This window comes from uncultured Mobiluncus sp. (assembly GCF_947254095.1).
Classification (GTDB): Bacteria; Actinomycetota; Actinomycetes; order Actinomycetales; family Actinomycetaceae; genus Mobiluncus.
In genome coordinates, this window is sequence record NZ_CAMYBV010000011.1 from 48,588 (window position 1) to 73,282 (window position 24,695).

The following is a 24,695-nucleotide window of genomic DNA, read 5'->3' on the forward strand; positions in this document are numbered from 1 at the left end:
GCGCCAGGTTCGTTCAACCCTCCACCCGGTTCCAAATCTTTTTCGCGGCCCCCACCAGGGCAGCCGCATTACCCAAAGTCGCTTTCACCAGCGGCACATCATGAAGGATATTCACCAACTGTTCCTGATAAGCCACCCGGAGGGGTTTCCACCAAATGTCCGTGCTGTTAGCCAAGCCTCCCCCGACAATCATGACTTCCGGGTCAACCGTATTGACGATAGATCCCAGAGCGCGCCCGGTTTCCGCGGCCACTTCCGTATAGATGCGCGCAGCCAGCTCATCTCCCGACAGAGCCCGTTTTTCCAATTCGCGAGTGCCGCCGACGGACGGGTCCCCGCCGTTTTCCAAGTACCAGGCGTATAACCCCGGTCCCGACGCCACGGTTTCCAGATGCGGCACGTCGCGTCCGCACGTACAGGCCCGTTTGGTAGGAAGCAAGGTTGGCAGGTGCCCGAAATCACCGGCGGTTCCGTGCGGACCCACCAGGATCTCCCCGTTAATCATGAGAGCTCCACCGATACCGGTTCCCAACGCCATCATGGCGACGTAGTTTCTCCCGGCTCCCGCGCCTTTCCAGGCTTCTCCACGCAAATGCGCGTTAACATCGTTTTCCAAAGTCACAGGCAGATTCACCGCTGATTCCACCAGCGATACGACCTCGGTACCGGCCCAGCCCCGAATAGCATCGGTGGAGGCAATAATCCGCTGGCCCGCCAGGTCTACTACCCCGGCTGATCCAATCCCCACACCCACAATCCGGTCTATACCGTCCTTGTGAGCCTGCGCGCGAACCTGACCCACCAGGGCGTTAATCGCCCCGACCACGGCCGCACCGCCCTCGTGAGCGGGCGTATCCGTCCGACAAGGCAGACTCAGATTGCCGTCCCGATCCGCCAGGGCGGCAGCAATTTTCGTGCCACCGAGGTCTATAGCGATGACGTAATCTGAGGTCATAGCCGGATTCCTACAACAATCCGACTTTTTGCAAGACGCTGCGCACGTGCTCTACGTTTTCTCCACTCAAAGCCGCCACGGGACGAGGCATTTCGTTAGACTCGAACACCCCCAGCAGCTGCAGCGCCGTCTTAAACGCACCGATGCCGGCACCGAATCCCTGTATGTCTTTGACCTGGACAATCGTCATCAAATCTGCCAGCCGGTCCTGTTCCTTGCGGACAGTCTCCCAGTCCTTGGCGAGGGCGGCTTTCCACTGACGCACGTAGCCGTCGGGATCGACGTTGCCCAAGCCGGGCACGCAGCCGTCCGCACCGGACAGATACGCCCCGTCCACCACGACCTCGTGACCGGTAAACAACTGCAGCGGGTGTCCCGCCTCGGCGTTCAACCGAGACAGGAAACGGAAACCGACATCGTCACCGGAAGAATCCTTTACCCCATTGAGGACCCCGGCTTTCCCGAGGTCCATCACCAGGTCATTAGGCAGCTTCCAGTGTACGCATGCGGGAATGTCATAAGCCCAAATGGGCAGGTCCGTGCATTCTCGCAAGATTTCGAAGTGCCGCCGAATCTCCCGCACCCCTTGCAGGGCATAGAACGGGGCGGTCGCCACCACAGCATCGACTTCGATGTCTTCGGCCTGGCGAATGTGTTCCACAACCCGGTCCGTCTCCGTGCTGATAACCCCCGCCATAATAGGGACTCTACCAGCCACGATACGCTTGGATTCGGCAAGGATTTGCCCGCGGCGTTCATCGGTAGAAAACGCCACCTCTCCCGAGGAACCCAACACAAACAAGCCATCGATACCGGCCGTAATCAAGCGATTAATGTGCTTCTCCAGCGAAGGCACATCGAGTTCGCCGTTCTTTAGCGGGATAGTCAGGGGCGGGACGATGCCGCTAATTTTTGCTGCCATGTTTTATTCTCCTTCATCTACGTTGGCATCCTCAGGTTGCCCCAAGTTCGGGTGCAACAACGACGGAGCCGCACCAAGAAGCTTACGGGTATAGGGATCCTTCGGGTTGGCCAACAATTCGTCAGCCGGGCCTTCTTCGATAACCACACCAGCGTTCATCACCGCAATACGGTCGGAAATGTAGCGCACAGTTTGAATGTCGTGGGAAATGAACACCATCGCCAACCCCAGTTCCTTTTTCAGGTCTGAAAGCAGGTTCAGGATTTGGGCACGCACGGACACGTCCAGTGCCGAAGTCGGCTCGTCAGCGATGATGGCCTTCGGGTTCAGCGACAAGGCCCGCGCAATGGCGACACGTTGACGTTGCCCACCGGACAGTTGCCCCGGCAGCGCGTTCAACGCCGACAGCGGCAGGCCCACCAGGCTCAACAGCTCACGGACCCGCTTATCGCGCGACGCCTCGTTACCAATCTTGTGGACCCGCAACGGGTCAGCCAGCTGGTCATGGACGCTCATGCGCGGGTTCAGCGCGGTGGCCGGGTCTTGGAAAACCACGGACACAACCGAGCCGATGTGGCGTCGGTCCGCCGCGTTGCGCTTCGTGACGTCCTTGCCCATGAAGAACACTTTGCCCTTCGTAGCGACTTGGAGCCCGCACATGACGTTCGCGGTTGTGGACTTGCCACAGCCGGATTCGCCCACGATACCAAGGACTTTGCCGGGCATGATTTTCATGTCGACACCCCGCACGGCCCGCACGTGGTTCGGCTTGAAAATCGAACCGGTACGCGCTTTGAATGTGACCTCCACTTCCTGCAATTCGATGATGGGGGTTTCGGGGTCAATAGTACTTGGCGTTTCGTTTTCGATAACGCTTGCGTTTGCGGTTGTCTCGCTCATGCTTGGCCCTCCTTTCCACTCGCAGCGTATTCGGGTGCACGCTTATAGACCCCTTCCTTGTCGGGCAAGGCGGCGTAAACGTGCTCGGGACCGACCAGCAGGAATTCCAACGGAATGTCCATGCCATAGTCGGGGTGCGAGGAACGCGGCGCGAAACGGTCGCCCACCGGGAAGTCCTTGGGCGAAGGCACCGTGCCAGGTACCTGGTGCAAACGTCCGGAACCGGCTTCGATGGACAGCACCGCGCCCAGCAGGCCGCGGGTGTATTCGTGGGTCGGATTCTCCAGCAGCTCGACGGTCGGGGCCTGTTCCACCACCTGACCGGCGTACATGACGGTGATCTTGTGTGCGACTTCGGCGACCAAGGCCAGGTCGTGGGACACAAAAACCATGGCGAAACCGAGCTTGTTGCGCAGTTCGTTCAACAGGTCGATGACCTGCTTTTGGACGGTCACGTCCAAAGCGGTGGTCGGTTCGTCCGCGATGACCAACTGGGGGTCGCGCGTCAAAGCCATAGCTATAAGGACGCGCTGACGCTGACCACCGGAGAGTTCGTGCGGGTACGATTCCAGCGTGCGCTTGGGATCAAGGCCTACCAGCTCCAACAATTCCTCGGCGGTGCGGGTACCGCCGCGCTTGGTCAGCTGCTTCATCTGGGAACGAATCAACATGGCCGGGTTCAAGGAGGACAAGGCATCTTGGTAAATCATGGCCATTTCGTGACCCAGCAGGGCGTGACGTTCCTTTATGTTCATCGTCAAGAGATCTCGGCCCTGATAAAAGACTTCGCCGGTGATTTCAGCCTTGGGATCAATCAAGCCCATGATGGTCAGCGCGGTAATGGATTTACCACAACCGGATTCCCCGACCAGGCCCATGGTTTCACCCCGTCGCACCGAGAAGCTCACGTGGTCAACCACGTTTACGTCCCCGTGACGCGGGAACTTGATGCACAAGTCTTTCACTTCCAGCAGCGGTTCACCTTCGAAGTCGTCACTCATGCGGTCACTACGCTTGGATTCAACTTCCTTCAAGGCCGTCAAGCGGGCTTGAAGGGATTCAGCCTGTTCCTTGTAGGCGCGACGCGGATCGAGCAGCAGGGCATCGGCTTCACGGTCAGCAGTATTTTGTTCCACCTTGACCGGGGCCGAAGCCGGAGCGGCCACCATTGCGTCGGTGATACCTTCGGACAGGATGTTCAGGCACAGCACGGTGATCATAATCAGGACGCCGGGGAAGAACGCGGTCCACCAGGCCCCAAAAATCAGGGAGCCGTTAGCGGATGCGTCAGCCAGGACGTTGCCCCAGGTCGCCACCGTGGCCGATTGCAGGCCAGCCCCGATGAAGCTCAGCGAAGCTTCCAGGATGATGGCGTCAGCGACCAAAACGGTGGCGAACACCAAGACCGGAGCAGCGGTGTTGCGCACCACGTGCTTGAACAAAATCCAGGGGGCGCGAGCACCGGAAACAATGACCGCACGGACATAATCCTCACCATAAGCCGCCATCACATTGGCCCGGACGATACGAGCCAACTGCGGGGAATAAACGAAGGCGATGGAAAGCACCACCACGAAGGTGACGCCAACCTTGTTACCGGGATCAAGGGCGCGGCTGAAGGAAAGAACCGTAATGGCAGCCATAACAATGCCCGGGATAGCCATAATCACGTCCATAATGCGCATGATAACTTCGGAAATCCACTTGCGAACCACGGCTGCGACCGAACCTATGATGGCCCCGACAATCAGGGCAATCAGGGTTGCGCTCAAACCGATGAACAGCGAGAAACGCGAGCCATACAGCAAGCGTGAGAGGACATCACGGCCGAGGTGGTCGGTACCGAAGGGATGCGCGTTTTCTGGCGCGGTGAACTTAGTGAAAAGATCCTTTTCGGTGTAGGGGGCAATCAGCGGTGCCACGATGGCAATCAGCACCACGATGGCAATGACAATGACCGAGATGCGAGCACCCACACTCATGTGCTTCCAGCGGTTAAAACGAACCTTTTTTCCGGATTCAACCGCTTCAATAGTTTTCTTCATTGCACCCATATCACACCGACCTAATCCTGGGATTGATGAGCAAGTAGAGGATGTCCACCACAATGTTCACGATGATGAAGGCTAGGGCTACGACCAAGGCACAGCCTTGCACCAAAGCCGTGTAAGAGTTGTTCACACCGGAAATCAAAAGCTTGCCCATGGCGTTGATGTTGAAAATAATCTCGATAACGACTGCACCACCCATCAGGTAACCCACGCGCAGACCCAAAACCGTTACCGGAGTAATCAGAGCGTTACGCAACACGTTACGGCCGATAACTATTGGTTTCGGAATGCCCGCACCGAGCGCGGTACGCACGTAATCACGATCGAGTTCCTCGACCACCGAGGTTCGCACCACACGGGTCATCTGACCGATAACGGGGATGGCCAAGGTAACTGCCGGTAGGAACATACAGGCGAACCACAGCTGAAAGTTCTCAAACATCCCAGGTAGTTGTTTACCTATGGACACTTTGAAGAAGGAGCTGTCCATGAATCCCATCACCAAAAGCACGGCCAGCCAGAAGGACGGGGTGCCGATGCAGATGACGGAAATCACACGAATAACCTGGTCAGGCCAGCGGTCACGGTAGATTGCAGCCAGCACACCTAGGGGGAATGAGACGACCAAAGCGATAAGCAAGCCCAAGAACGTCAGTTGCAACGTGATGGGCAGGGCCGCCCCAATAGCATCGATGACGGGGCGCTTGTCGGGAGCGTAAACCCCCAAGTCGCCATGACAAAGATTCCACAGATAACGTCCAAACTGGACGAAAAAGGGATCATCGAACCCGTATTCTTGCCGGACTTTTTCGCGCATCTCCGGAGTGGCATCAACCGATACCAGACCCGCTTCGGGGCTAATCGGAGACAGCGACATGAGGAAGAACACCAGGAACGTGACGCCTAGCACCATAACGGGGAATGCGACTAAACGCCGTCCTATCAGCCTTAATAAGTTATTCAATGCATAGCTCCTCAGCCACTAGAAACGCCAGTTGGGTGGCCCCTGAGGTAGATTTGTTCGGCCCCAGGGGCCACCAACCAGCGATGATTCAAGCGGTCTTAGCGGTTCAGCGTCACTTTACGGACACGTCAACGAGCTGCAGACCAGTCATGGACACCGGGGTAACGCCGTCAACTTCTGCGGGATTGTAGCCGGTGAGCACGGTACGGTGGAACATCAGGTACATCGGAACCTCATCAGCGATGAAGTCCTGAGCTTCCTTCCACTTTGCTTTAGCTTCGTCACCATCCAGCTGCGAACCCTCAGTGATGATTTGCTGCAACTTCTGGAACTGATCCGGAGATGAGACAGCCCAGCCATTGCGGGCTTGGGTCCACACATTGTCGGCATACCACCAGTTCATCAACAGAGCCGGGTCGTTACCAAACACGGAGGGATCGCCGGGAGCCAGCAACACATCAAAGTTGCCGCCATCCACGAAGTCCTTGGAGTACACCGCCTTGCTAGCCTGGATGTCCACGTTGGCGGTAATACCAGCGGCCTTCAGGTTTTCGGCAATAGCCGGAGCCAGGTTCTTAATCCAGTTGTCAACCACGACCAGGTGCACCTTCAGATTGGAAGCACCGGCATCAGCCAGCATGGTCTTGGCCTTTTCAGGATTGAAAGAGTACTGGGTCGCAGCCTTGCTGTAATCCGGGTTGGTCTCGGGCAGGAACGAGGTCGCCACGGTAGCGTTACCAGCCAGTTCATTCTTAACCAAAGAAGCGTAATCGATGGCGTTCAAGAAAGCCTGACGAACTTCCTTCTTATCGAAAGGAGCCTTTTGGGTGTTGAACAGGATGAAGCCGGTGGCGAAGCCCTTGGCGGGTTCAACCTTCCAGCCCTTACCCTCGAGCTGTCCCACAGCATCCGGCTGCACGTCCTCCATGATGGAGATTTCGCCAGAGAGAGCCGCAGTCAGACGCGGAGCGGCATCGGTTTGCTCAGTCCAGTTAATCTTTTCAACCTTGGCGGGCTTGGGGCCGTTGTAGTTGGGGTTGACCACAGCCGAGATGGAGGTGTCGGTCTTGGATGCACAATCGTACATGTACGGACCGGTGCCAATCGGGCAGTTGGTCAAATCGTCCTTGGTAGCACTAGCCGGAACGACCTTAACGTTGATGAAGCGTTCCTTCCACTTCGGGAAGGGGTACTTAAGCTTGATGTTCACCGTCGTATCGTCGGCAGCGCTGACCGAGTCAACGAAAGCCAGGAAGTCCTTGTAAAGGTTGCCTTCATAATCGGGGTCAATAGCCACAGCACGCTCGTAAGCCTTCACTACGTCAGCAGCCTTCACGTCCGTGCCATCGCTGAATTTGGCTCCATCGCGCAGTTTCACATTGTATTCGGTATCAGAGACCTTTTCCGGATCACCAGCAGCCAGGGCCGGGTAAATCTTGAAGTTAGTCATATCGAACTGCCACAGACCCTCCACGACCTGCCAGTTGGAACCAACACCGAAGCCGGAGCTGTTGTTTGCAGGGTTGAAGTCAGTGGTTGCGTAGGCAGCCGCGACGTTGAGGGTGCCGCTAGGGCCGTCCCCCGTAGCACCACCTTTACTGCCGGAGTCTGCACCAGAGCCGCCACATGCACTAAGAGCCAGAGCTGCGGCAGCTGCTACCGCAGATGCTTTAGCCCACAGTTTTAATGAACGCATTTATCGTCCTCTCCTTTGAGAATCGTCCACCGAAGGGTATCGGATATGTTCACCCTACCGGAAGATTAAGGTTCGTGAGAGTGATTTGAACACCTTTTTGCAATAATTTTAACATTGAGCATCCCCGCAAAACGGTCAAAAACTCGATATTTTCGCAAGGGTGTCCCCCCCCCTCGCATCGGGTTCAGGCTCACTCGCTGCCCCAAGCGGCGCGGGGAGGGCATAATTGAGTCATGAAAGCAATCATGACTGTAACCGGGATTGACCACACCGGGATTATTGCGGCGGTAGCCAATGCCTGCGCCACCCAGAAAGCCAATATCACCAACGTTTCCCAGACCCTGATGGGTTCGTACTTCACGATGATTATGCAGCTGGAACTGGACGACACCCCCACCTCCCTGACGAACTTGCAGGAGGCCATGACTGAGGTGGAACAATCCCAGAACCTGGAAATCCGGGTGCAATCCGAAGCCATTTTCAACGTCATGCACACCCTGTAATCGCCCACTATCCCCACCACGAACCCCGTATCCGCCCCGGAAGATGACCGGGAACCCTTCTGAATCCCCTATTGGAGCAAAACAATGAGCTTAGACACCGAGCGACAAATCATGGAAACCATCCAGATGATTTCCGAGGACAAACTGGACGTGCGCACCGTCACGATGGGACTGTCGCTGCTGGATTGTGCCGATTCTGACGTGCCGCGCGCCTGCGCTCGCATCGAGGATCGCATCGTCAAGGCCGCGTCGCGCCTGGTGGCGACCGCCGGTGAGGTGTCGCGAGAGTTCGGGGTGCCGATTATCAACAAGCGGATTTCGGTCACGCCGATTTCCCTGGTAGCGGCCGCTTGCCGCACTTCGAACCCGCTGCCTTTTGCCCAAGCGTTGGATCGTGCCGGCAAAGCCGTCGGGGTCGACTTTGTGGGCGGATATTCCGCGTTGGTCGAGGCGGGGGCCACCCACAGCGACCTGGCCTTGATTGATTCCATCCCCGAGGCCCTGGCCAGCACGGATATCGTGTGTTCGTCGGTCAATATCGGTTCTACCCGCACGGGGATTAATATGTCGGCCGCGCGACGCATGGGTCAGGTGGTCGTGGATACGGCACAAGCGACCGCCGCGGCTGACGGGATTGGGGCGGCAAAGTTGGTCGTGTTCGCCAATGCGGTGGGCGACAATCCGTTCATGGCCGGGGCGTTCCACGGGGTCAGCCAGCCAGATGCGGTCATTTCAGTAGGGATTTCCGGGCCGGGAGTGGTGCAGCGCGCCCTGCAGACGGTGCGGGGGCGCCCTTTTGAAGAATGTGCCGAAGCCATCAAGAAATCTGCATTTAAGATCACCCGAATGGGTCAGCTGGTGGGGCAAACCGTGGCGCAACGCCTGTCCGTGCCTTTTGGAATCGTGGATTTGTCGCTGGCTCCTACGGCGGAAGTCGGCGATTCCGTGGCGGCGATTCTGGAAGAAATGGGCGTCTGTGCGGTAGGCGCGCCGGGCACCACCGCCGCCCTATTCCTGCTCAATGACGCCGTGAAGAAGGGCGGGCTGATGGCTTGCTCGATGGTGGGCGGGTTGTCGGGGTCTTTCATCCCCGTTTCGGAGGACATCAATATGATTCACGGCGTGCAGCACGGTTCCATCACGATGGCAAAGCTCGAAGCCATGACGGCGATTTGTTCGGTGGGTCTGGACATGATTGCGATTCCCGGCGACACTTCCCCCGCCACGATTACCGGTTTGATCGCTGATGAGGCCGCTATTGGCATCGCTTCAGGCAAGACTACCGCGGTTCGGGTCATACCGGTTCCGGGCAAGGGCGTGGGCGACAGCGCCAACTTCGGAGGCCTGTTGGGGTGGGCGCCGGTGATGGAGGTTTCCCGCTTTTCTTCCGCTGATTTCGCGGCTCGCGGCGGGCGGATTCCTGCCCCGGTGCATTCCTTTAGGAACTGATTTTCGCCAGTTTTCAACAAATTTTGCCGCTGCGTGGGTTTATTTTCACGCACGAAATAAAACTGACCGGTCAGTTCAACTGCCCAGATGTCATGGAAGCCTTGAATCTGGCCAACGCACCTTCACCACGGCCCTGCAATTTACGGCCTAGCGACCCTGCAATTCACGGCCTAGCGACCCGAAAGCCGCATCATATCAACAAATTCGCACAGGACATTAAAACGGTGATTAAGAGCGGGAGAAAGCCCGCGAAGAATCTGACCGCAGTCCCCGCAGCGCGCTAACGCTCCCGCGACACCCAGCGGGAAAAGCCGCGCTCACCCCTAGTGAATGGCCACCTTGCCGATGACTTCGTGAGCTTTCGCGCGCGCCTGGTCGGTGTCAGCCCCGGTCGCCAGCGCGACAGCCATGCGTCTGCCCACGTGAGCCACCGGTTTACCAAAGATTCTTAGCTGCGCGTCCGGACTGACCTGCAGGGCCGCGTCCACGCCGGTGTAGCGCGGCTGGTCGGACTCAACGGGAGACTTCAGGGGCACCGAGGCTCCGGCACTGACATCAGGGAACATGGCCGTATCCACAGGCAGCCCCAAAATCGCCCTGGCGTGCAGGTCAAACTCGTTTTGCGGCTGGGTAATCATGGTGACCATGCCGGTGTCGTGGGGACGCGGGGAGAGTTCCGAGAAGTACACGTCCTCGCCTTTGACGAACATCTCGACCCCAAAAATTCCCAGCATCGGATTTTCGGCGTCAGCGTTTGTGGACTTCCCGCGCGCCGCGGCCGCCCGCGTGGTGTCGGCTGCCAGCGCATCGAGAACTTTCCGGGCAGTGACCTGGGCTTTTTTGAGGATTTCAGGTTTCATCGCTTGGGGTTGCCAGGATTCCACGTAATCCCCGGAAGACTGCCGGTGCCCGATTGGCGCGCAAAAACTGGTGCGAACCTGAGTCGGGTCGTCTGGGTCCAGGTGACGCACGCTCAGCAGGGTGATTTCGTAGTCAAAAGCGATTTCGCCCTCCACGATGACCCGCCCGGTATCGGCACGAGCCCCGGAGCAGGCCTCTTCCCAAGCGGCGGGCAGGTCCTCGGCGCGCTCCACGCGAGACTGGCCGTGCCCCGAGGAGGACATGGTGGGCTTCACGAAACAGGGAAACCCGACCTTCTCGGCCCCCTCCTGCAGTGCCGCCAACGAGTCGGCGAAAGCAAAAGGCGAGGTCGGAACGTTTGCTGTCGTGGCGGCTAGGGTGCGAATGCCCTGGCGGTCAAAAGTCAGTTCCACCACTCGTGAGGAAGGCACGACCCGCGTCCCCTCCCCCGCGGCCGCAACCAGCGCAGTGGAGGCGAGTTTCTCAACCTCGGGAACAATCAGGTCGGGACGCTCCGCCGCAATCACCGCCGCGAGCGCAGCAGCGTCGGTCATATCCAACACGCGATGCTCGGTGGCAACCTGCATGGCGGGCGCCCCCGCGTATGAATCGCAAGCGATAACCTGGCAGCCCAGTCGCTGCAGGGAAATCGTCAGTTCTTTGCCCAGCTCGCCCGCGCCGAGCAGCAAGATTCGTACCGGAAAAGTCAGTGGAAAAACGCTCATGGAACTATCCTAGCTTTTCTCCACCGCTACTTTTACCGGCCTTCAGACAGGGCGGGGTGACGTTATTTCTTTTTCCCGGTAACGCCCATATAGATGCCGATGAGAATCATGGCGACGATAATCGACACAATCCACTGAATCCACTGCACGCCGCCGTTGGCATTGGTGTAGCCAAACAACTTCACCACCCAGCCGCCGATACCGGCGCCGAGCGCACCGAGGATGATGGTCCACAGGATGCCGATAGGCTGCTCACCGCGCTTAAAGAGCCTCGCCAAAGCGCCAATCACCGCGCCAGTTACAATCATTCCAATGAGCTGTCCCATTAATTAATCCTTTCTATATTGCCGTTCCAGATCCGGAATCGGCCTTTTTCAGGCTATCAAATTCTTTCAAAAGGCGCAGAACAGGGATTTTGCCCTATACAGAACGGGGCAGCACTCCGGCAGCGCCCCGCACGGCCCCCACTCCCTCCGTAAACTAGAGAATTCCCTGTTTCGCCGCCCTTTCGACTACGATAAGGGGAAAACTGTGGCATGAACACGCCTCACCGGATTCTGAGCCAGATTAAGGAAACCTCGTGACAACCCCTCCCTCATCCTCCGAGCAGTCCGTACTGACCAGCGACGCCGCTACTGGTCCCAGACACCACGGCGCTCAGACCGCGCACCGTTTCGCTACCCACTGGGGTTTTGTACTGGCTTCGGTCGGATCTGCCGTAGGCATGGCCAACGTGTGGGGTTTCCCCTACAAAGTTGGCAACAACGGCGGGGGCGCTTTCCTGCTCATCTATATATTCTTTGTCCTGCTGTTCACCTACGTGGGGCTGCCCGCCGAGTTCGCCAACGGTAGGCGCGCCCGCACCGGCACCTTGGGAACTTACCGGTCCGCCTGGGCCACTCGTGGGGATAGAGCCGCTAAGGTCGGAAGCGCGTTGGGCTGGCTGCCGTTGGCCGGTTCGCTGTGTATCGCGATTGGGTACGCCGTCATTGTCGCCTACGTTTGCAAAGCGCTGTTCGATTCCCTGACCGGGACGCTGATGAAAACTAATACCGAAAAATGGTTTGAAAGTTTTTCAGGAACAGGTTTCTCGGTGGCGCCTTTCCACGTTATCGTCGTGGTCGGGACACTGCTTACCCTGTTCCTCGGGGCAAAAAGTATCGAAAAGACCAACCGCATTATGATGCCGGTTTTCTTTATCATCTTTGTGATCTTGGCAATTCGCGTGGCTCTGATGCCGGGCGTTATCGAGGGCTACATCTTTATGTTGACCCCGCGCTGGGAGGCTCTCATCAACCCTATTGTCTGGGTGTGGGCGATGGGTCAGGCGTTCTTTTCTCTCTCGATTACCGGCAGCGGCATGATTGTTTACGGCGCTTATCTGCCCGATGACGAGGACGTGGTGAAAGTTTCGCAGCGCACGGGTTTCTTTGATACTCTCGCGGCGGTGGTGGCCGCCCTGGTCATTATCCCCGCGTGTTTCGCTTATAACACTGACGTCGGCGCCGGACCGGGCCTGCTGTTCGTGACTCTGCCCGCCATTATGCAAGATATTCCACTGGGTCAGTTGTTCGCAGTAATTCTGTACGTTGCCATGATTTTTGCCGGAGTCAGTTCGCTGCAAAATATGTTTGAAGCCGTGGGCGAATCGCTGCTGCACCGGTTCCCGCGCCTGAACCGCGTAGTCGTGTTGGTCGGCTTGTGCGTGCTAGCGCTCGGAGCGGGCTTGGGTATGGAAGCGATTAGTTCCTGGGGGCCGTGGATGGATTTGGTTTCCATTTACATCATTCCGCTGGGTGCGAGTTTGGGAGCCATCACCTGGTTTTGGATCATGAAAAGGGAAGACCTCATGGAAGCGATAAATCGGGGAGCCGCGCGGCCTCGCGGGACTTTCTGGCTATCGGTGGGGCGTTTCGTCTATGTGCCGATGGCAGTGATTTTGTGTGCCATCGCCCTCATCGGCAAGGTCGCCTTCTAAGGATTTTTGCTTTGGAATAGCCCCGTTCGGGGCGAATGCAGCGGACAGAGAGTCCCAATCACTGCTCCCGGCACCACATTTTACTGATTATAACCGCCACAAATTTAGGATTATAGCCGCCACAAATTTGGTATTATAGCGTTCACAATTTTCCTATTATGAGTTATGATTTCCTTATGAAGACAGGAAAAAACTCCCATTATTTGCCTCGGGTCGCCGATGAAATCTTGGCCGCCAAACTGGCCGGTTCGGGCGGCGTGATTGTGGAGGGTCCCAAGGCTTGCGGCAAGACTGCAACGTCAACACAACTGGCACAAACGGTTCGCCTAGTAGACATCGATGAGTCTTTCCGGCGACTTTTTGCGCTCGACCCTTCCCTAGCTTTGAGCGGAAATACCCCGATTCTGCTCGACGAGTGGCAAACTCTTCCAGAAATCTGGAATCATGTGAGGCGGGAAATCGACAGTCGCCAACGTCCCGGCCAGTTCATTCTCTCCGGCTCAGCCATGCCTGCGGAAAATGCCAAAGGACATTCCGGTTTGGGACGTTTTGCGCGGGTACGAATGCGGCCTATGACCGGAGTGGAGCGCCAGATTCTGCCCGGCGGGGTGAGTTTTCGCTATCTTGCGACTGGAGGAGACCTGCCTTTGACCCAGGTGGAGCCGCTGCCGGTTGCGGATTTGTTTGAGATTATCCTGCACGGAGGTTGGCCTGCAGACCACTCGGCCACTGCCAAGGCAGCCCGTAACCATGTAAATGACTATGTGGAGAGATTGTGCGCCTTCGATGTCTTCGACGCAGCTGGTTCACGAATTCGCCGCCCGTTGGGAGTGCGAGCTCTGTTACGTTCGATAGCGCGAAACGCCGGGCAGGCGCCTTCGTTAAACACCCTCACCGGCGATGTTGTCGCTCAAGACGGTTCGGTAGATCCACAAACAGTGTCGCGCTGGCTTGAAGCCTTACTCAGCCTGTTTGTGGTGGAAAGCGTGGAGGCGTGGAGTCCGAAACTGCGCTCCAGAGCGACCGCCCGTACCTCACCGGTATTATATTTGGCCGATTCTTCTCTGTACGCTAGCCTGCTTGGCGCTTCGGTGGATACGCTGCTGCGTGACCTAAACACCGCTGGCTTTGTGTTTGAAAACTATGTTTACCAACAGATTGCCACTTACGCTGAGGCCATAGAGGGACGAGTCATGCACTACCGCGACTCCAATGGCAAGGAGTTCGACGCGGTAGTGGTTTTACCTGACGGCTCATGGCTGGGAGTGGAAGTAAAACTGGGTGAACATCGCATTGAGCAAGGCATTGCTGGGCTGAACGCCACCCGCAACGTGGTAGATACCGAAGTTTTGGGAGAACCCAGGGCGCTTGTGCTGATTGTCGGCGGTACGGACCTGGCTTACACCGACCGAGAAACCGGCATCAAAGTTGTCCCGATACAGGCTCTAGCTCCCTAATTTTCGTCAACTTGTTTGCCTTTGTTATGCAGAAGCCTGGTGGGGCAGGATTTAGTGCCAGGTTTCGCGGTGCAGCTGGGCGCGTGAGGCCGGTTCTAGCTGGACTGTGGTGTGAAAAATCGAGATGCCGTGATGGTTTTGCAGGCAGTTCTCTATCTCGCTCAAAATCTCGAGGCTGTGCCCGTCATGGAAACATTCGTCAGCCAGCACCACGTGGGCGCTAAGCACCGGCAGGTCCGAGGAAACCGCGGAGGCGTGCAGGTCATGCACGGCTAAAACGTGAGGCAGTTCCAGCAGGTGCGCCCGAACCTGGTCCAAATCCAAATCCCGCGGGGTGGATTCCAGCAAAATTGCCCCCGCCGGGCGCAAAATCATGATGGCCCGAGGCACGATGAGCGCGGCGATGACCAGCGCCGCCACGGAATCAATCTGGGTCCACCCGGTCAAGCGCATCACCACCGCGCTGACAATAACCGCTACTGAACCGAGGGAATCGTTCAGGACCTCGAGGAACGCGGCGCGCAGATTCAGGTTGTTCTGCCGGGAACTCAACAGGATGGTCAGGCTGATCAGGTTGCCGACCAAGCCGATAATGCCTACCACCAGCAGCGCCTGGGCCTCGATGTTTTCGGGGTGTATCAGGCGTTTGATGGCTTCGATAGAGGCAAACACACCGATGCAAATCAACAGCAGGGACTGCAAAGCTGCCGAGATGACCTCGGCGCGCCGCCACCCCCACGTGAGCCGATCAGTCGCCGGACGATGCTGCAAACTGGCTGCCACCAGCGCAAAAGTCAGACCGGCACAGTCGGTGAGCATATGCCCCAAGTCCACCAGCAGGGTCAGGCTGCCGGTTAGGGCCGCGCCCACAATTTCTGCCAGCAACACCGTGAAGGTCACCGCCAGTGCTGCCCGGAGCTGTCCACGACCGGCCTGGTGCGAGTGAGTATGAGTGTGCGAATGACCGCCCGAACCGTGCGGTTCGTGGGGGTTGCTGGACTCCTGACCTTCCTGATGATGCTGCATAAGCGTCCGTCCTGTGTTTTCTGCGTAGACAACGACTGTGCCGCTACTTAGTCTAACCTAAGTTTAGTTGTTGCTTTTTGGTGTTTCACGTTAAAGCCTGGTGCTAAAGGAAGGTATCAATCGTGAGTTCTCCTGACAGCGGCGTAGCTTGGTTCAAGCTCAGCTCATCAGCGAGAGCGGCCGGGGCAGAGGCAATTCCTCCTAAAACCACCAAGCTGGCAAACGATGCCATAGCAAATAATCGATTTCTCAACATGGGCAAATTCTTCACAACAATAGCCTTCCTAAAATTCGATGAAATCCGTTTCCCGCTACATATCAGTAAAAACCGCGGTAGCTTTGTGGTGATCTATGTCGAATTTTGGGCGCAGACCACCCGCGCCGTCCTGGCGCTATCTTGCGACTTCGTCAAATTCCCTGGCAGAAATGCCCCTGACTCATGCGCCTCTAAGGTTTTCCGTAACAAACCAAGCCAGAAGCTCGGCGGCGCGTCAGCTTTGACCTCAACACTCAATGAATCGGCCCTAAGGAAACCCTCATTAGTGAAAGGCTAGAAATGGCCTGCCTTGTCCAGACATTTCAACGATTTCTCAGTATCAAAGCGGGCTAATCCCAGTTTGGGGAAACCGGATAGCTCAGCGGGAGACCCCTACACATCCGGGGTGAGAGCGGTGAAAACCCTATCACCGGGCTTTTCCGTTAGATAAAATGATTCCGCAAGGTGCACCAATTTTGCGTATTCACCATAAACATTCCAGGAGAAGCCATGTCGAACCCTTACAATCCCGCCCAGTTCCCGCCGCCCCAGCAACCCCCACAGAATCCGAACCAAACAGCCGGCCAGCTCCCGACCCAGACTACAGGCCAAATCCCCGTCCAAAACTCCGGCCTCCCCCCTCAGCAGTTCGCGGGCGCACCGAACTATTACGCTTCGCAGACTCCGGCGCAACCGAATAATGACACCAGCCTGGGGTCTTGGATGCTGACGATTTTCCTCGCTTCCCTGCCGATTGTAGGCATCGTTATGCTGCTCATCTGGTCTTTCGGGTCGGGAACCTCGCCCGCCAAGTCCAACTGGGCCAAAGCCACCCTGCTGTGGGCGCTGATAGCAATAGGGATTTATGTATTGCTTATACTGCTCACCGGGGGGTTGATTATAGGCGGATTATTAAATCAAAGCTGAGCGGGTGCGCCGTCAGGCGCGACCCAGCCTCAAACTTTTGCTTTGCGGTAGCCTGCAGCTCTCGCATCAGCTTGAGAAGCGAAGCAGGCCTCCGGGGTGGTGCGGTTGTAGTACCTCTGACCGGGCATGTGATAAATCATGGAATTTGCGTTCCCCTTGATTGGGGCGTTGGCCGGGCAGTCCTTACCGATTGGTTGTGTTCCACCATTACCAGAAGGCTGGGGCTTGGGTTGTGGTTTTGGCTGCGGTTGAGATTGCGGGGCAGCCTGACATTGCAGATTTGAATTGTCACTCAACGCACCAGTTCCCCCCACAAAAGTGACCGGCACCGCAGGTTGAACAGGTGAACAATTCTGCTGCGCTAACAACAAGGGCATCTTTTGCAGACCGGCAGCGGGCACAATCGAGAGGGCATCCGGGAAATTCACTCCCGACGCCAGGAAGGCACTGGCAGCGGGCTTCGCAGCAAAAATCTGAAACGCGGTTTCAAACCGGTTAGCGCCGTAAATCCGGTTCGGATTCGGCAACCCCGCCAAGAATTCATCGGGAATAGCCCCCGAACCGCCCAGCACCGTAGTAGCCGTAGCGCCCAGCTGCTGAGCCACCGAAACCGCATACTGTTGCGCACCCGGACCGGTAAGCATAATCGGCACCCCCTCTTGTGCGGCCAACGCACCCCCGGCCAGCGCATCCGCAAAACCCGTACCGGTAGCTAAATACACCTTGTTGGCTTTTCCGAACTGCAGAGCAATTTTTTCGGCAGTCTCGTAACGGTTGGCTCCGGAAATTCGTTGCACCGAACCGAACTGAGCCAGCTGAGACTCAACCTGCGCCGAGACCGCCCCGGCACCTCCCAGAATCGTAATGCTGGGCGAACCGAGCTTTTGCAGGTAAGCCTGCTGCTCGGCAGAAATTTGTGAGCCAACCAACAAGATGGGTGCCTGCTGGACGGAGGCCCAAGGCCCGGCAGCCAAAGCGTCAGGGAAATTCGTTCCCGTGGCAACAAACACGTTTTTCGTGTTGGGGAAGTACGTCTGAGCAATAGCCAGGGACGTTGCATAACGATTCGGGCCAGCTATGCGATTGCCCGCAGCTGAGGCGGGAATTTGCAGGGTTAGAGCAAGAGCAGCGGCAGCAACGCCGGCGAGAGTTTTCTTAAACATAAAACGAATTCTAGGATTCGCGACTCGAAAAAAAGTACCAATCGGCATGAGAAATCTCTATCAACATCTCCACCCTGCTCGGCTGACCGCCCGCGAAATTGGTTTCAGCCAGCCTTCTGAGGCTAGACGAATCATCACCGTTTTGACTCCACTAGCAGCGTGAGTTCACTAATCTGTTGTTTCAGTTCGTTGATTTCGGCGCTGGTGGCCGCCCGGTCCTGCTCATTTTTTTCATTCACCATATCGACAACCCACGAAGCCATGGTAGCTGTCACGACACCAATCAGCGCTACCCCGCCCGTCATCAGGCATAACGCGACTGCGCGGCCGGTTACAGAAATCGGATATAAATCTCCGTAGCCCACTGTGGTAATCGTCTCAAAACCCCACCAAATCGCCTGCGGAAAGGACGTAATCAGCGCATCCGAGACACCACGCTCCGCATCCAGCACAGCCAACGCCGACACGAAAATCAGCAGTGCCGTGCTTGCCACCGAGTACAGGGCTATCTTGCCGCGAAAGGTTGAACCGGCCTTGCGACCGAGCACTTTCACGAACGTCACGAGCCGCAGCAATCGCAGCGGGCGCAAGATTGGCAGCGCCACGATGAGCAAATCGAACAGGTGCGTGATGAACCACTTGAAACGCAGCTTCGCCAAGAAAAGCCGCACCACGTAATCAGCGACAAACGCGGCCCACACCACATTCATGATGAGCTCTGTAACGCTGGCGGCCCGGCCTTGTAGGTTACCGATAACTTCCCAGGCGTAGGCCCCCAAAAATAGGACCGCCAGAATCAACAGCGGCCAATCCGTGAAACGCTCCCATGTGTCCAACCTTTTAGATTCGCTCATAAGCCCATAATAATGCCGTTCACAAGGATGGTTTCGCGGTCTTTGGTGGGTAAAGGCAGCTGCTCAGGTGCCGAATTTCCCAAGGATTTAGCTGGATTAAGGGTTTATCAGGACATGATTTTTTGGTAGAGTTTTGCTGGCGAGAGGTGGCTAAGTGAGCAGGAAATCGAAGATTTGGATTGCCAGCATCCTGGCTGTGATTTCCGTTGCCGCCGCAATCGGCGGAATCACCATGTACCTGGTCAACAAATGGGAAGTCGTCATCACCTTGAAAGGCGATTCCCCCAGTACCGTCGAGTACGGCGACGCGTGGAAAGACCCGGGCGCCACCGCTTATGGGACCAGTACCCTGTTCACCTTTACTCACGACGACCTCAAGCTGCACACCACCGGAAAAGTCGATACTTCCAAAGTCGGCACTTATGAAATCACTTATGCAGCGAAATACCGCGGAGTCGAGGGAAAAAAGACCCGCAAAGTGACGGTACGGGATTCTAAGCCGCCCGCCATCACCGTCGACGGCGGGGAACAGATTACCCTCCCCTACGGCCTGCCCTGGCAGGATTCCTATTCGGCCGCAGACAACGTCGACGGCGATTTGACCGCGAAAGTCAAGGTAGACGGCAAGGTCAACGTGAACGCGGCGGGGTCATACACGTTGCGCTACCAAGTCTCGGACTCCAGTGGAAACCAGGGCACAGCGACCCGCCAGGTCACCGTGATGCCGCCAGTTGCTCCCAACGCAGACCCGGCGGCAGGCTTGGACAAAGTTATCTATCTGACCTTCGACGATGGGCCCGGACCGGCGACGGCACACTTGCTCGATATTTTGGCCGCTAAAGGGGTGAAAGCGACGTTCTTTGTGACCAACACGATGGGACACACGGACATGATTGGGCGCGCCTACCGCGAAGGGCACTCGGTGGGAATCCACACCTATACCCACAAGTATTCTCAGATTTACGCCAGCGACGACGCCTACTGGGCGGACTTCGACCGCATGGCGCAGATAATTCGCGACCAGACCGGTCAGGACACCAAGCTGATGCGGTTCCCCGGGGGCAGCTCCAACACCGTGAGCCGCAGCTACTCGCCCGGAATCATGAGCCGCCTGACCAAGCTCATGGCCGTGAAAGGCTATACCTATTTCGACTGGAACGTAGACAGCGGAGATGCTTCGGGGCACACCAACGCCGCGTCCGTGTTTCAAAATATTACCGCCGGAGTGCAGGGGAAATCGGTGTCAGTAGTCCTTTGCCACGACATCCACCCCACCACCGTCGACGCGATGCCCCAGGTCATCGACTGGGCCAAGCAAAACGGCTACACCTTCCTGCCGCTCGCCCCCGGCAGCTATCCCGCGCACCATCGGGTTGCGAACTAAGCTCAATCGCGGCGTTCACCAGGGTACTTCGTGGGGGTGCACAAGGTCGGTTACGAGGTCGGCGCGGTTTCTCAACCTCTAGGCTTCTCGGTAAGCGCGCTCGATGAAAGGTTGAGCTTTCACGAAATCTGCGGTGTCGGCGATGGTAAGTTCGACGTTACCCGTCCCCCAGTGCCCAATCCCGCTCACATCCCGGGAGAATCCGTCCTCGAACTCCATGGGAGAGGTTTCAAGGTCGAGTTTGAGGAACACGCGCAGGCGCATGGTTTGCAACTCTACGCACATAAAGTTCTTAATCAGCTTAAATGCGGTGTAGAGCTTGAGTACGTTCTCGCTCACATCGTCGCCGAGACTGAGCGCAAAATCGCGAATCGAGTCATACAGCGTTCGAAGGCTCTCTGGCGCAGCGTCATATAGTTCGGTGAAGGTTTTGTCATGTCCACCGCGATGTGCAGTACCAGCAGAATCAGTCTCAGGGGCAATCGGGTCAGCAACATTTTCATTCACATGCTCAAACATGACGAGTTTATCCCCGAATTTTCGGTAACGCACCAGGGTAATATTGCGAATCATCTGGTTAATCGCAGAAACATCGTATTTAGTGAAGTCCCCTGCAATGCAAATGACGCGGGGTTTACTCCAGTCGATTTTCTTGGCGATGCCCATACCCAGCTTTTCTATAACGAGGACTTTGAAACTGTCCTTATGATTCAGCAACCAGTCGAGGTAAAACAGCCCTTGATTGATGACGTTTTCGTTTAGGGAGCGCTTGTACTCAAAAATGACCGGGCAATTGTTCTCGTCGATACCGATGGAATCCATCCGCCCACCATCGACGCGATATTCGGATTCGAGGAAGGTCACCCCGAAGAAAGTGGGCATGTTGTTCTCTATCACGTTCTGGATTTCTCGCTCCAAGGTCACAGTACCGCCAGGTATTTCCCGCACTCCGGCATGAATGTCGAACAACTTTATGTCTGCCATCGGTCAAACTCCTCAGATACGCACCCGCCAGGCGCGTCCACATGGCGCGGTTTCGAGCGGGACTCTTTCAAATATACAGTCCTGGCGTTGCCTGCGTGGCCGATTTTGCCTCGCCCTTGGCAAAAGGCTCAACGCCACCGTCCTGACCGCCGACAAAGCCTGGGGCGAGGGCAAAGGTATTGAACAAATCCGGTAGACCGAGCGCTCCGGTGTTTTATTTCGCCTCTTCTCGATGGCTGCTGGCCTCCAGGGCTTTGGCAGCAAACTTGTCGAAGTCAGACTCATAGCTGGTGTCTTGGATGACGCGGTATTTCTTTAGTTCGTCTTTGGCGGTCTGCTCAGCGATTTTCTGAGATACTTTCCCGGCGTTTGCCAATAGTTCTCGGCTATCGAGAGCGAGGACTTGATCCAGGAATTCCGCCCACTGTTCCATAGTGGTGGGAATCTGTCGTTTCGCCCGTGATTCCGCGAGATTCAGATAGGCCTCCACGATTCGTCCCAAGTCGGATAACTCCTCTTTGGTGAGGTAGTTCTTAGCGACGGTAACGTCACTGGCCAGCACTTTCCCATCCGGTGAGTTCTTCCAGGAAGTCAGCCCCATGTGCGGCTTAGCAGCATCGACGCGCTCCGCGATGAGCTCTGCAGCAGTGTGCCCATGCACAGCGTAATGCAGTTTATTTTGCACGGTGGCAAAGAACGTCTTGGTAGTGGGTGCGGCGGGATTGTAATCAACGGCGGTAGCGTAAATGTCAGTAATCTTTTGGTAGAAACGGCGTTCGGAAAGCCGAATCTCGCGGACTTCTTCGAGCAGTTCCTCGAAATAGTCCTGTCCCAAGACTTCGCCCGATTCCATGCGGGCACGGTCAATGACGTATCCGCGCAGGGTAAAGTCGCGCAGAATCCCGGTGGCCCACTGGCGGAAATGAGTGGCGCGAATGGAGTTCACGCGATAGCCCACCGAGATAATCGCATCCAGGTTGTAGTGCTGAATCTGCCGCGCGACCTGGCGAGAGCCTTCTTGGCGAACTATTGGAAAAATTCCAATAGTTGCTTCTTCGGTCAGTTCTTTAGACTCAAAAATCTGTTGCAGATGGTAGTTAATAGTGCTGACATCCACATCAAACAGCTGGGCCATCAGCTTTTGCGTCAGCCAAATCGTTCCGTCTTGGTAACGCACTTCAATACCCTCGCCCGCCTCAGCCGTAAAGACCAGGAACTGCCCTGAATCGTGCTTGATCATTGTCTGAAACTCGGTGTTTCCCAAGCTCGTTTGAGGTTTAGTCGTCTGTGCCATCGCGCTTCTCTCGGTCGGTCTTTGGTGGGGTTTTCCGCACTCATCACGTCACTTATGAGTCTAAACCAAACCCCTCACACAAAAAGAGACCCCCTTAACCCGCACGGGACCTACCCGCAATGCAAGTTGAACGCTTGCCCCAGCACCCACCCTTGTGCACGCGTCCTCTCACCCATGCTCCCAATACGCAAACCGCTCGTGCCATCGACGATGCCAGCCAGGCGGCGCGATTCCTGGACAGCCTCTCATGAAGATTATCTTTTACCGGGACTTTGCGGTGGAAGGCGCTTCAACCACAGCGAGGACGGGCGCGATGAGGCACAATATACAAATCGGCTAGCGCATCGGAGGTGTAACGATGGTCTTACGAATTGTCTTGGAAGGGCTCATGTTGGGCGCGCTGCTGGTCTTGCTCTGCGTCGTCGGCATCCGCAAAAGCCCGGTGGACATGGTGTATCTTTACCCTCCCGAAGTGCGGGAACGGTGCGTGAAACTAGGACTGACCACGCCCGAGAGAATCAAACGCGGCCGCGCAATTTTCAAAGCAATCTGCGTTCCCGGCTACATCATTTACGTGCTGGTCTGCGTTTATGCGATAAATGGAGCTCGCGGTTTTTTGGCAGGATTTTGGCAGATAGCGGCAATCCTGTTCATCATGAGCCTCATAGACCGTTTCTTTATCGATGAATACTGGGTGGGGCGCACCGATGCGTGGGTCATCCCTGGTACGGAGGATTTGAAGCCCTACATTAGCGCCCGTGACAAGCGCAAAAAGTGGCTACTCAGCACGGTGGGAGTGGCGTTCATGGCGGCCGTCCTGTCCGGCATCGCCGCACTCATCACCCGCTGAAGCGAGAACCACACAGAAAACCACAAAACCGCCTTATGCTAAGGACGTAAAATCCGCTCCGTGGGTCCATCACCCCACAGAACCAAGAAACCTAAACAAACTTGGGAACTGAAACTGTTAACCTCAGCCGCTAAGTGTCATTTCGTGTAAATTTGCGCTGAATCTAAGTGTCATTTCGTGTTCACTACGGGTTATTTCGGGCAGCACGGCGCAGAAATGCCGCAGGCCCGCCGATGTGTTGACCATAACCACCAGCAATTCAACATGGCGATGTTTCTCTAGCTTTGGACGTCCCTCAGGTTAGTAGCGGTTTTTCTAATTCCTCGGGAGACGGCTGCAGTCCCGAACAACCTCTAACGAGAACAAAAGTCCTGGCTCACTCCATCGTCAGTTCGAGCTAGCAGATTTTGACACGAAAGGGTGCGTATTAGGCACACGTTACGCACAAAACTATTGACTTTTAACCTGTTAGTTCTACGATTGTACTGGAGGAGGGCTAATCATGACCAAAGTCAGTACGAACATAAATTTGGATGCAGATCTCAAACGGTCAGCGCAAGAGTTGCTGAAAGATTTGGGTATGGATCTCACCACTGCCGTGACAATTTTCCTTCGTCAAACCGTGCGTGACCAGGGGATACCTTTTAGAATCACGAGAGATATTCCCAATGCGGAAACTTTGGCCGCCTTACAGGAATATGAGGAAATGAAAGCGCACCCGGAAAAATACCAGAGCTACGCAAACTTCCGGGAAGCCATGGAGGACGTTCTCGTGTGAGTCTACGGGTTGTCCTGTCCAACCGCTTTAAAAAAGATTTGAAGCTGGCAAAAAGGCGCGGCCTGGATTTGGAACTTCTCGACTCGGTCGTTGCGCAGCTAACGCGCGGCAATACGCTTGACGCAAAGTACCGGGATCACGATCTCGGCGGTAACTACGCCGGTTTCAGAGAATGTCACATCAAGCCCGATTGGCTCCTAATCTATTGAATAGATGGAAATCGTCTCATTCTGTTCCTGACCCGCACCGGTTACCACGCCGACCGTTTTGGATAAAACATCACCACGAATAATGCTCACCTGAAGGATTAGGCAAACAGTCCGCATAGAACATAGAAAACACAAAATGACCTTCAGCCCGAAAATCGCTACGACCCGTGTCGATGGAGGATTAACGGTGACGGAACGCGGGCATGTCAGGCATATCAGGCACGACCTGGCTCTCACCACGAGAAGCCTTCCTTTCAGCAATTTCTTGCTGATACGCCTGCCAGAGTGGCCATTCCATCATGTCCTGTTCAGTGTAGGAATCAAGATTACGCCAATCCACGGCTCGACCGTCATCTGTGATTTGGTAGTGTCCACGCTCGGGGCGAGCGATAAGACCGATTATTCGCGGAACTCGGGATGGAAAAAACTCAGCAAAACTGCCGCAGCTATCAGAACTGTGCAACATGTCATTGGTAGCCACGGAGAGAGTCCGTAAAGTGCGGTGGAGG

General features: G+C 56.3%; 22 protein-coding genes and 2 pseudogenes. 10 read left to right on the forward strand and 14 right to left on the reverse strand.

From position 1 onward, the window contains the following. Positions 1-13 precede the first annotated feature (13 nt). The 6 genes from Q0X47_RS05365 to Q0X47_RS05390 all read right to left on the reverse strand — a co-directional run bounded on the left by Q0X47_RS05365 (position 14) and on the right by Q0X47_RS05390 (position 7,488). Positions 14-955 (reverse strand): ROK family protein, encoded by a 942-nt coding sequence (locus Q0X47_RS05365; RefSeq protein ID WP_297723662.1) that lies wholly within the window; start codon positions 953-955, stop codon positions 14-16. 10 nt (positions 956-965) lie between these two features. After that, entirely contained in the window at positions 966-1,877 is a 912-nt protein-coding gene (locus tag Q0X47_RS05370) for a dihydrodipicolinate synthase family protein (protein ID WP_297723664.1), read from the reverse strand. A gap of 3 nt (positions 1,878-1,880) precedes the next feature. Beyond that, a complete protein-coding gene (locus tag Q0X47_RS05375) occupies positions 1,881-2,777 on the reverse strand; it encodes an ABC transporter ATP-binding protein (RefSeq protein ID WP_297723666.1) in 897 nt (298 codons plus the stop codon). Further along, positions 2,774-4,831 carry a dipeptide/oligopeptide/nickel ABC transporter permease/ATP-binding protein gene (locus Q0X47_RS05380; RefSeq protein WP_297723668.1) on the reverse strand — a complete coding sequence of 686 codons (2,058 nt, stop codon included), beginning with the start codon at positions 4,829-4,831 and terminating at the stop codon, positions 2,774-2,776. The genes Q0X47_RS05375 and Q0X47_RS05380 overlap by 4 nt, the downstream gene beginning before the upstream one ends. Before the next feature lies 1 nt (position 4,832). Beyond that, on the reverse strand, positions 4,833-5,792 hold the full coding sequence (locus Q0X47_RS05385; RefSeq protein ID WP_297723670.1) for an ABC transporter permease: 960 nt from the start codon (positions 5,790-5,792) through the stop codon (positions 4,833-4,835). A gap of 112 nt (positions 5,793-5,904) precedes the next feature. After that, complete coding sequence (locus tag Q0X47_RS05390; protein ID WP_297723672.1) at positions 5,905-7,488, reverse strand: ABC transporter substrate-binding protein; 1,584 nt, start codon at positions 7,486-7,488, stop codon at positions 5,905-5,907. A 233-nt stretch (positions 7,489-7,721) separates the two neighbouring features. Here Q0X47_RS05390 and Q0X47_RS05395 point away from each other — a divergent pair, with 233 nt between their 5' ends. Both Q0X47_RS05395 and Q0X47_RS05400 read left to right on the forward strand, forming a co-directional pair. Beyond that, positions 7,722-7,991 (forward strand): ACT domain-containing protein, encoded by a 270-nt coding sequence (locus Q0X47_RS05395; RefSeq protein WP_297723674.1) that lies wholly within the window; start codon positions 7,722-7,724, stop codon positions 7,989-7,991. 84 nt (positions 7,992-8,075) lie between these two features. Then, complete coding sequence (locus Q0X47_RS05400) at positions 8,076-9,440, forward strand: PFL family protein (RefSeq protein ID WP_297723676.1); 1,365 nt, start codon at positions 8,076-8,078, stop codon at positions 9,438-9,440. Positions 9,441-9,763: 323 nt separating this feature from the next. On the opposite strand, the gene purT is transcribed toward Q0X47_RS05400, so the two are convergent. After that, positions 9,764-11,026 (reverse strand): formate-dependent phosphoribosylglycinamide formyltransferase, encoded by a 1,263-nt coding sequence (purT, locus tag Q0X47_RS05405; RefSeq protein WP_297723678.1) that lies wholly within the window; start codon positions 11,024-11,026, stop codon positions 9,764-9,766. A 62-nt stretch (positions 11,027-11,088) separates the two neighbouring features. Then, positions 11,089-11,352: a GlsB/YeaQ/YmgE family stress response membrane protein gene (locus tag Q0X47_RS05410; protein WP_297723680.1), complete on the reverse strand. Its 264-nt coding sequence runs from the start codon at positions 11,350-11,352 to the stop codon at positions 11,089-11,091. Positions 11,353-11,606: 254 nt separating this feature from the next. On the opposite strand from Q0X47_RS05410, the gene Q0X47_RS05415 reads away from it, so the two are divergent. Further along, positions 11,607-13,004 (forward strand): sodium-dependent transporter, encoded by a 1,398-nt coding sequence (locus tag Q0X47_RS05415; protein WP_297723682.1) that lies wholly within the window; start codon positions 11,607-11,609, stop codon positions 13,002-13,004. A 176-nt stretch (positions 13,005-13,180) separates the two neighbouring features. Continuing rightward, the gene (locus Q0X47_RS05420) at positions 13,181-14,461 is read left to right on the forward strand and encodes an ATP-binding protein (RefSeq protein ID WP_297723684.1); all 1,281 of its coding nucleotides are present in this window, start codon (positions 13,181-13,183) and stop codon (positions 14,459-14,461) included. A gap of 51 nt (positions 14,462-14,512) precedes the next feature. On the opposite strand, the gene Q0X47_RS05425 is transcribed toward Q0X47_RS05420, so the two are convergent. Further along, positions 14,513-15,487, reverse strand: coding sequence for a cation diffusion facilitator family transporter (locus tag Q0X47_RS05425; protein ID WP_297723686.1), 975 nt, complete (start codon positions 15,485-15,487; stop codon positions 14,513-14,515). A 122-nt stretch (positions 15,488-15,609) separates the two neighbouring features. On the opposite strand from Q0X47_RS05425, the gene Q0X47_RS05430 reads away from it, so the two are divergent. Together Q0X47_RS05430 and Q0X47_RS05435 are read left to right on the forward strand one after the other, a co-directional pair. Continuing rightward, on the forward strand, positions 15,610-16,041 hold the full coding sequence (locus Q0X47_RS05430) for a hypothetical protein (RefSeq protein ID WP_297723688.1): 432 nt from the start codon (positions 15,610-15,612) through the stop codon (positions 16,039-16,041). A gap of 212 nt (positions 16,042-16,253) precedes the next feature. Continuing rightward, a complete protein-coding gene (locus Q0X47_RS05435) occupies positions 16,254-16,670 on the forward strand; it encodes a hypothetical protein (protein WP_297723690.1) in 417 nt (138 codons plus the stop codon). A gap of 29 nt (positions 16,671-16,699) precedes the next feature. Here the strand turns inward: Q0X47_RS05435 and Q0X47_RS05440 are convergent, their stop codons facing one another. Both Q0X47_RS05440 and Q0X47_RS05445 read right to left on the reverse strand, forming a co-directional pair. After that, positions 16,700-17,833: a cell wall-binding repeat-containing protein gene (locus Q0X47_RS05440; protein ID WP_297723692.1), complete on the reverse strand. Its 1,134-nt coding sequence runs from the start codon at positions 17,831-17,833 to the stop codon at positions 16,700-16,702. A gap of 134 nt (positions 17,834-17,967) precedes the next feature. Continuing rightward, positions 17,968-18,687, reverse strand: a complete 720-nt coding sequence (locus tag Q0X47_RS05445; protein ID WP_297723694.1) for an ion channel — start codon at positions 18,685-18,687, stop codon at positions 17,968-17,970. Positions 18,688-18,841: 154 nt separating this feature from the next. On the opposite strand from Q0X47_RS05445, the gene Q0X47_RS05450 reads away from it, so the two are divergent. Beyond that, complete coding sequence (locus Q0X47_RS05450) at positions 18,842-20,071, forward strand: polysaccharide deacetylase family protein (RefSeq protein WP_297723696.1); 1,230 nt, start codon at positions 18,842-18,844, stop codon at positions 20,069-20,071. 78 nt (positions 20,072-20,149) lie between these two features. Here Q0X47_RS05450 and Q0X47_RS05455 read toward each other — a convergent pair whose 3' ends face one another. Both Q0X47_RS05455 and Q0X47_RS05460 read right to left on the reverse strand, forming a co-directional pair. After that, positions 20,150-21,055, reverse strand: a complete 906-nt coding sequence (locus tag Q0X47_RS05455) for a DUF5655 domain-containing protein (RefSeq protein ID WP_297723698.1) — start codon at positions 21,053-21,055, stop codon at positions 20,150-20,152. Between the two features lie 214 nt (positions 21,056-21,269). Beyond that, on the reverse strand, positions 21,270-22,349 hold the full coding sequence (locus tag Q0X47_RS05460) for a virulence RhuM family protein (RefSeq protein ID WP_297723700.1): 1,080 nt from the start codon (positions 22,347-22,349) through the stop codon (positions 21,270-21,272). Between the two features lie 358 nt (positions 22,350-22,707). Here Q0X47_RS05460 and Q0X47_RS05465 point away from each other — a divergent pair, with 358 nt between their 5' ends. From Q0X47_RS05465 to Q0X47_RS05475, 3 genes and pseudogenes are all read left to right on the forward strand, one after another. Next, positions 22,708-23,199 carry a hypothetical protein gene (locus Q0X47_RS05465; protein WP_297723702.1) on the forward strand — a complete coding sequence of 164 codons (492 nt, stop codon included), beginning with the start codon at positions 22,708-22,710 and terminating at the stop codon, positions 23,197-23,199. Positions 23,200-23,701: 502 nt separating this feature from the next. Next, positions 23,702-23,977, forward strand: a complete 276-nt coding sequence (locus Q0X47_RS05470) for a type II toxin-antitoxin system RelB/DinJ family antitoxin (RefSeq protein ID WP_297723704.1) — start codon at positions 23,702-23,704, stop codon at positions 23,975-23,977. Further along, positions 23,974-24,252 (forward strand): annotated as a pseudogene (locus tag Q0X47_RS05475) (type II toxin-antitoxin system YafQ family toxin). Before Q0X47_RS05470 ends, Q0X47_RS05475 begins: the two are co-directional and overlap by 4 nt. A 115-nt stretch (positions 24,253-24,367) precedes the next feature. Here Q0X47_RS05475 and Q0X47_RS05480 read toward each other — a convergent pair. After that, positions 24,368-24,695 (reverse strand): annotated as a pseudogene (locus tag Q0X47_RS05480) (hypothetical protein); the annotation flags it as partial.